A 7096-nucleotide genomic window follows, 5' to 3' on the forward strand; every position below is an offset into this window, starting at 1 on the left:
GGGCGGGAGTGCGGGATCCTCTCCGCATGGCAGCGAAAGACGAGCTCGGACGAGCGGGCGAACAACGTGCGGCGGAGTACCTCCGATACCGCGGGTACACCATCCTCGACCGGAACTGGCGGTGTGCGCAGGGCGAGATCGACATCGTCGCCCGGCGGGACGGATGGCTCGCGATCGTCGAGGTGAAGACACGGCGGAGCGCCGCATTCGGGCATCCGCTCGAGGCGATCGATGCACGGAAACGCCGTCGTCTCTGGCAGCTCGCGTACGCCTGGCGGGCCGCGCACGCGGATGCGGCGGCGGGCCTGGCGCTGCGGCTCGAGGCGATCGGGATCACCGGTCCGGACGCCGCGCAGGGCGTCGTCGACCATCTCGAGGACATCGCGTGACCACCGCGCGCACCTGGTCCGTCGCCCTCAACGGTGCTGTCGGACACCTCGTCGAGGTGGAGGCCGATCTGTCCAATCAGACGCCCGAGTTCCGCATCATCGGGCTTCCGGACAAGTCGCTCGGCGAGGCCGTACAGCGAGTCCACAACGCCTGTCAGAACTCCGGGCTGGATCTCCCACGGCGCCGTCTCACCGTCAACCTGTCGCCGGCCAGTCTCCCGAAGCACGGCTCGGCCTTCGACCTCGCCATCGCGATCGCCAGCCTCGCCACGGGCGGCACTCTGAACCAGCGAGCGGTCCGACGGACGGTACATCTCGGCGAACTCGGGCTCGACGGGAGGATCCGCCCGGTGCCCGGCGTCCTGCCGGCGGTCTTCGCCGCCGTGCGGGCGGGGTTCACCCAGGTCGTGGTGCCGCGCGGCAACGAGCCGGAGGCGCGGTTGGTTCCCGGTGTGGAAGTGCGGTCCGCGGCGTCGCTGGCCGAGGTCGCCGTCTGGCATGGCGCCGCCGTGGACGTGGACGACGTCGAGCCGGTCCTGCTTCCGGCCCCCGTCTCCCGGCGCGAGGACGAGCACGACCTCGCAGACGTCATCGGACAGGACGAGGCGGTCGAGGCCCTCATCGCAGCCGCCGCGGGCGGCCATCATCTGCTCCTCAGCGGTCCTCCTGGCGCGGGGAAGTCCATGCTCGCCGCACGTCTGCCGGGGATCCTGCCGCTGCTCGATGAGCGAGAGGCGCTGGAGGTCGCATCGATCCGGTCGCTGAGCGGCGAGTCCGTCACCGCTCTGGACCGTCGACCGCCGCTGGAGGCGCCCCACCATACGGCTTCCACCGTGGCGTTGATCGGCGGAGGATCGCGCTCTGCGAGGCCGGGAGCCGTGGCTCGTGCGCATCGCGGGGTGCTGTTCCTCGACGAGGCGGCGGAGTTCTCCCGCGTCGCGCTCGACGCGCTTCGCCAGCCGTTGGAATCGGGGGTGGTGGACGTGCACCGATCCGGCTTCACCGCGCGTTTCCCTGCCCGCTTCCAACTCCTGGCCCATTGTGTACGTCTAAACACTGTCCAGAGGGCAGGGTCGGGAGCCGCATGCGTCCTTGAGAGGCGACTAGTCCGATCTCACGGAGAGTGTCGCAGTCTCACGAAAGCTGTCGGACTGTCTCACGGGAGTATCGGAATCTCACGAAGCGCGTCGGATGAGGCGCGTCCGGTCAGGTGCGATGGCTGAGTCGTCTCCCAGCCGAAAACGATCGTTTAGGGCAGGTGAATCATCTCGTGCAGCGATGCTGCGACAGCCGGGTTGATCCCCTCGGCTGGGCTGATTCCCGCGCTCGTCGCGACGAGTCGCTCATCGCCGATGTGTGTCAGGAGATGGGCGCCGAGTTGGGAGCGCCCCGCATTGTGCTTGCATATGAACAGAGCCGTCTTGGGCTGGGTCATCTGTGGTCCTCTGTTTCTTGACTGTCTCGATTACTCAACCTGCATGATCTGTTCGCCAGGTGAAGAGCACGTGAACTCCGTCAGCAACAGTTGCATTCGGTATCGACAGATGTCAATATAGACGCATGTCGATTCAAGAAGTTGAGTTGGTCATCATCGGGTCCGGCCCCGCGGGCTACACCGCGGCCGTGTATGCAGCGCGTGCGGGTCTCGCACCTGTGGTGCTTGCCGGTTCCGTGACTGCGGGTGGCGCGCTGATGACCACGACCGAGGTCGAGAACTTCCCCGGGTTCGTCGACGGTGTGCAGGGCCCGGAGCTGATGGAGTCTATGCGCGCTCAGGCGGAGCGCTTTGGGGCCCGTATCCTCCTCGATGACGCCGTCCTCGTTGACCTCGACGGTCCCATCAAGACGGTCGAGACGGGCGCGGGCGAGACGTTCCGGGCTCGTGCCGTCATCCTGACCATGGGCTCGGCATACCGCAAGCTCGGGATCGCCGACGAGGAGCGACTTACCGGCCACGGTGTCTCCTGGTGCGCGACATGCGACGGTTTCTTCTTCCGTGAGCAGGAGATCGTCGTCGTCGGCGGCGGAGACTCTGCGATGGAGGAGGCACTGTTCCTGACCAGGTTCGCGTCGAAAGTCACCGTCGTGCACCGTCGCGGTGAGTTCCGGGCGTCGAAGATCATGGCGCAGCGGGTGCTCGATCACCCGAAGATCCAGATCGCCTGGAACAGCGCGGTCGCTGGCCTCATCGGCGCTGAGAAGGTCGAAGCAGTCACGCTGCGCGACACCGTTACCGGCGCTGAGCGGCAACTGCCGGTCACTGGAGTCTTCGTTGCGATCGGCCACGATCCGCGCTCCGAGATCGTCACGGGACTCGTCGATACCGATGCCGATGGATACGTGCTCGTCGACCACCCCTCCACCCGCACGAACCTCTCTGGAGTCTTCGCCGCGGGCGATCTCGTCGACCACACCTACCGCCAGGCGATCACCGCCGCCGGCACGGGATGCGCCGCCGCACAAGACGCCCAGCACTACCTCGCCGCACTCGACGAGGCCGCACCAGCATTGACTGCGGCCGAGGAGGTCTTCGCATGAGCGCGCCCATCCCCGTCACAGACGCGACATTCCAGGCAGATGTCCTCGACTCCGAGATCCCCGTCGTCGTCGACATCTGGGCCACCTGGTGTGGGCCCTGCAAGCAGGTCGCACCCCTTCTGGATCAACTCGCCGCCGAATACGACGGCCGCGTGAAGATCGTCAAACTCGATGCCGACCAAAACCCCGAGACCGTGACCGCGGTCGGCGTCACATCCATCCCCACCCTCGGCTTCTACACGGGAGGCCAACGCGTTGACATGCTCATCGGCGCCCACCCGAAGCTCGTCATCGCAGAGAAGATGGAGGCGCTCCTCGCATGAGCACCGCAACCGTACCCACCACCGCACCGGCCACCCGCCGACTGTCGACCCTCGACCGGTGGCTGCCGCTCTGGATCGGTCTCGCCATGGTCGGCGGAATCGTCATCGGCCGCTTCATCCCGGGCGTCTCCGACCTCCTGGCCGGCCTCGAGGTCGGTGGAATCTCGATCCCGATCGCCCTCGGGCTGCTGGTGATGATGTACCCGGTCCTCGCGAAGGTTCGCTACGACAAGGTAGCCGCCGTCACGGGCGACAAGAGGCTCCTGATCTCATCCTTGGCTCTCAACTGGCTGATCGGCCCGGCGCTGATGTTCGCCCTCGCCTGGGCGTTCCTGCCCGACCAGCCCGAATACCGCACGGGACTCATCATCGTCGGTCTCGCACGCTGCATCGCCATGGTCGTCATCTGGAACGACCTCGCCTGCGGCGACCGCGAAGCCGCCGCAGTGCTCGTCGCCATCAACTCCGTCTTCCAACTCATCGCCTTCTCACTCCTCGGCTGGTTCTACCTCACCGTCCTGCCCGGCTGGCTCGGCCTTGACTCCCAGGGCCTGGATATCTCGATCGGACAGATCGCACTGAACGTCCTGATCTTCCTCGGCATCCCCCTCGTCGCAGGATTCGCCTCCCGCTTCATCGGAGAGCGCACGAAGGGACGCGACTGGTACGAGGACCGCTTCCTGCCGAAGATCGGCCCCTGGGCGCTCTACGGCCTCCTGTTCACCATCGTGCTGCTCTTCGCGCTGCAGGGCGAGCAGGTCACGAGCCGCCCGTGGGACGTCGCCCGGATCGCACTCCCGTTGCTGGCGTACTTCGCGATCATGTGGTTCATCGGCCTCTTCACCGGCAAGGCCCTCGGCCTCGGCTACGCCCGATCGACCACGCTGGCGTTCACCGCTGCCGGCAACAACTTCGAACTCGCCATCGCCGTGGCCATCGGCACCTTCGGCGCGACGTCGGGCCAGGCTCTCGCCGGCGTCGTAGGCCCGCTGATCGAGGTGCCGGTCCTGGTCGGCCTCGTCTACGTCTCGCTCTGGGCAGCCCGCCGCTGGTTCCACACCGATCCCTTCACCGCTGAAAGGATGTAGACATGAACGCCGTGCTGACCCCCCAGGGCGACACCTGCAGTCCCGTCGCCAGCCACGCCATAGGCGTGGATGCGGCCACTTCAGTCGCGTCGACACTGAAGGCGCTGTCGGATCCGCTCCGTCTTCGGATGCTGTCGGCCATCGCCTCCGACCCACGCGGGGAGTCGTGCGTCTGCGACCTCGCCGAACTTGCAGACGTCGCCCAGCCGACCGTGTCGCACCACCTCAAGGTGCTCAAGGATGTGGATGTGCTCACCTCCGAGCGAAGGGGAACCTGGGTTTGGTATCGGATCAACCCGAACCGGCGCAGCGCCGTCACGGCCCTGCTGGAATCGTTCGCGCCCGCCACGCTCGCACCATGGAGTGTTGCCGACGGCCACGATGAGCCACGACCCGACTTCGACGCCCGTGTCACTCATCTCGCCGACGAGCTCGCCGCGGAAGTCCCCGAGCTGGACCCCAACGTCGTTCTCACCATCGTCCGAGAGTCCTACACCGCCCTCGCGCGCACCGCCAGAGTCACCTCCGCGCTGGTGCCTTTGACCGAGCGCTTCGCCCGGCAACGACTCGCCGACCTCACCCGCAACCGCGACTCCGCTGTACCCCAGGTGCTGTTCGTCTGCGTCGCGAACGCCGGCCGCTCCCAGCTCGCCGCCGCCCTCGTCAACAAACTCGCGGGCGGCAAGGTCGTCGCCCGCTCGGCAGGGTCTGCTCCCGCCGACGTCATTCATCCGCACGTCCGCTCGATCCTCGCCGAGATTGAAGGCGACCTGGCCCCCGAGCGCTTCCCGAAGCCGCTCACCGACGATGCCGTCCGCGCGGCCGATGTTGTCATCACGATGGGTTGCGGCGACGTCTGCCCGATCATCCCCGGCGTTCGCTACGACGACTGGGCAGTCGGCGACCCCGCCCTCGCCTCCCGCGACGGGGTCGAGGCCATCCGCGACGACATCGCCGGACGGGTGCGCGCACTCGTCGACGAGCTCCTCACCTGACCAACCACTCTCACCAGGAGCAACCATGACTGACACCACCAAGCCCTCCGTCCTCTTCGTCTGCGTGCACAACGCCGGACGCTCGCAGATGGCCGCAGGCTTCCTCCGCGACATCGCCGGCGATCGCATCGAAGTCCGGTCCGCCGGCTCCATGCCCGCAGACCAGATCAACCCGACCGCGGTCGAAGCGATGAGCGAGCTCGGGATTGACATCACCGCCGAGCAGCCCAAGGTGCTCACCACGGAGGCCGTGCAGGCCTCCGACGTCGTCATCACGATGGGCTGCGGCGACGCCTGCCCGTTCTTCCCAGGCAAGCGCTACGAGGATTGGAAGCTCGACGACCCGGCCGGCCAGGGCATCGACGCCGTCCGCCCGATCCGCGACGACATCCGTGCGCGCATCGAGCAGCTGGTCAGCGAACTCGTCTGACCTGTCATGGCAAGCACTGAAGGGTAGTCATGCATCTTGTAGCGATCGGTGGAAGCGACGCCGGAATCTCCACCGCCCTCCGGGCCCGCGAACTCGACCCGTCCGTCGATGTCACCGTCGTCGTGGCCGACGCCTACCCAAACTTCTCCATCTGCGGCATCCCGTACTACTTCTCCCGCGAGGTACAGCCCTGGCAGTCGCTCGCCCACCGCACCCACGCAGACCTCGAAGCCACCGGCATGAACCTCCGCCTGGACACCCTCGCCACAGGTATCGACGTCAAAGGCCGACGACTCACGGTCCGCGACGCGAACGGCAGCGAATCAACGATCGCCTACGACGAACTCATGGTCGGCACCGGAGCATCCCCTTCAACCGCCGGAATCGCAGGTCTTGACCAGCTCGGCCCCGACGACGGCGTGCACCTATTGCACTCGATGGGCGACACGTTCGCGCTCGAGAAGTACCTCGACGAGCATCAGCCCGAGACGGCGATCATCGTCGGAGCCGGTTACGTCGGCCTCGAAATGGCCGAAGCTCTCACCGTGCGCGGCCTCCAGGTCACTCAACTGCAGCGCGGACCCGAAGCGCTCTCCACCCTCGACCCCGAACTCGGCTCCCTTGTCCACGATGAACTCACCCGACACGGCGTCGACGTCGTCACCCGCACCCGCGTCGAAGCTGTCACACGCGACGCAGGGCGAATTTCTGCTGTTGGTACCCATGACGGTGAACCGTTCTCCCGCACCGCGGACGTGGTGCTCGTCGTCGTCGGAGTGCGACCCAACACCAGGCTCCTCACCGCAGCCGGAGCCACCACGGGCGCGGGCGGCGCTGTCGTCGTCGACGAACAGATGCATACCGGCCTGCCGAGCGTGTGGGCGGCCGGCGATGGGGTGGTCACCCACCACCACCTGCTCGGCGTCACATACCTTCCTCTCGGCACCACGGCGCATAAGCAAGGACGCGTCGCGGGAGAGAACGCGATCGGCGGTGACACCCGATTCGCAGGGAGCCTCGGCACGCAGGTCGTGAAGGTGTTCGACGTCGTAGCCGCACGCACAGGGCTCCGTGACCACGAAGCGACAGCCGCCGGCTTCGCCCCGCACAGCCACACCGCGATCGCGGACGACCACAAGCGGTACTACCCGGGCGCTACGCCCATCAGCATCCGCATCACCGGAGACACCAACGACGGCCGTCTGCTCGGCGCGCAACTCGTCGGCACCCGCGGCGCCGAGATCTCCAAGCGCATCGACACCTACGCCACGTCCCTGCACCACGACATGACCGTCGCAGCGATGAGCGACCTCGACCTCTCCTACACGCCCCC

General features: G+C 67.0%; 8 protein-coding genes and 1 pseudogene. 8 read left to right on the forward strand and 1 reads right to left on the reverse strand.

All coding sequences use genetic code 11. The features are described 5' to 3' along the window. Positions 1-26: 26 nt before the first annotated feature. Complete coding sequence (locus DW299_RS14695) at positions 27-389, forward strand: YraN family protein (protein ID WP_136034610.1); 363 nt, start codon at positions 27-29, stop codon at positions 387-389. Continuing rightward, positions 386-1423, forward strand: a pseudogene (locus DW299_RS14700) (YifB family Mg chelatase-like AAA ATPase); the annotation flags it as partial. The gene DW299_RS14695 and the pseudogene DW299_RS14700, both read left to right, overlap by 4 nt. A gap of 215 nt (positions 1424-1638) precedes the next feature. Here DW299_RS14700 and DW299_RS19200 read toward each other — a convergent pair. Next, positions 1639-1824 carry an arsenate-mycothiol transferase ArsC gene (locus DW299_RS19200; protein ID WP_051671005.1) on the reverse strand — a complete coding sequence of 62 codons (186 nt, stop codon included), beginning with the start codon at positions 1822-1824 and terminating at the stop codon, positions 1639-1641. Between the two features lie 125 nt (positions 1825-1949). On the opposite strand from DW299_RS19200, the gene trxB reads away from it, so the two are divergent. From trxB to DW299_RS14730, 6 genes are all read left to right on the forward strand, one after another. Then, on the forward strand, positions 1950-2927 hold the full coding sequence (trxB, locus tag DW299_RS14705) for a thioredoxin-disulfide reductase (RefSeq protein ID WP_029259117.1): 978 nt from the start codon (positions 1950-1952) through the stop codon (positions 2925-2927). Beyond that, a complete protein-coding gene (gene trxA / locus DW299_RS14710; RefSeq protein WP_029259118.1) occupies positions 2924-3250 on the forward strand; it encodes a thioredoxin in 327 nt (108 codons plus the stop codon). The genes trxB and trxA overlap by 4 nt, the downstream gene beginning before the upstream one ends. Next, positions 3247-4338: an ACR3 family arsenite efflux transporter gene (arsB, locus tag DW299_RS14715; protein WP_136037025.1), complete on the forward strand. Its 1092-nt coding sequence runs from the start codon at positions 3247-3249 to the stop codon at positions 4336-4338. The genes trxA and arsB overlap by 4 nt, the downstream gene beginning before the upstream one ends. Positions 4339-4340: 2 nt before the next feature. Continuing rightward, a complete protein-coding gene (locus DW299_RS14720) occupies positions 4341-5333 on the forward strand; it encodes a metalloregulator ArsR/SmtB family transcription factor (RefSeq protein ID WP_029259120.1) in 993 nt (330 codons plus the stop codon). 25 nt (positions 5334-5358) lie between these two features. Next, a complete protein-coding gene (locus DW299_RS14725; RefSeq protein ID WP_029259121.1) occupies positions 5359-5763 on the forward strand; it encodes an arsenate reductase ArsC in 405 nt (134 codons plus the stop codon). Between the two features lie 29 nt (positions 5764-5792). Next, positions 5793-7096: FAD-dependent oxidoreductase (locus DW299_RS14730; RefSeq protein WP_136037026.1), on the forward strand; the 1304-nt coding region annotated here is incomplete at its 3' end.

Origin of the sequence: Microbacterium sp. K35 (assembly GCF_004794375.1) — a bacterium.
Classification (GTDB): Bacteria; Actinomycetota; Actinomycetes; order Actinomycetales; family Microbacteriaceae; genus Microbacterium; species Microbacterium sufflavum.

Bases quoted from the DNA above. Each gene is read 5' to 3' on its own strand.
- DW299_RS14695 (WP_136034610.1), top strand. From the start codon at position 27: ATGGCAGCGAAAGACGAGCTCGGACGAGCGGGCGAACAACGTGCGGCG.
- DW299_RS19200 (WP_051671005.1), bottom strand. From the start codon at position 1,824: ATGACCCAGCCCAAGACGGCTCTGTTCATATGCAAGCACAATGCGGGG.
- trxB (WP_029259117.1), top strand. From the start codon at position 1,950: ATGTCGATTCAAGAAGTTGAGTTGGTCATCATCGGGTCCGGCCCCGCG.
- trxA (WP_029259118.1), top strand. From the start codon at position 2,924: ATGAGCGCGCCCATCCCCGTCACAGACGCGACATTCCAGGCAGATGTC.
- arsB (WP_136037025.1), top strand. From the start codon at position 3,247: ATGAGCACCGCAACCGTACCCACCACCGCACCGGCCACCCGCCGACTG.
- DW299_RS14720 (WP_029259120.1), top strand. From the start codon at position 4,341: ATGAACGCCGTGCTGACCCCCCAGGGCGACACCTGCAGTCCCGTCGCC.
- DW299_RS14725 (WP_029259121.1), top strand. From the start codon at position 5,359: ATGACTGACACCACCAAGCCCTCCGTCCTCTTCGTCTGCGTGCACAAC.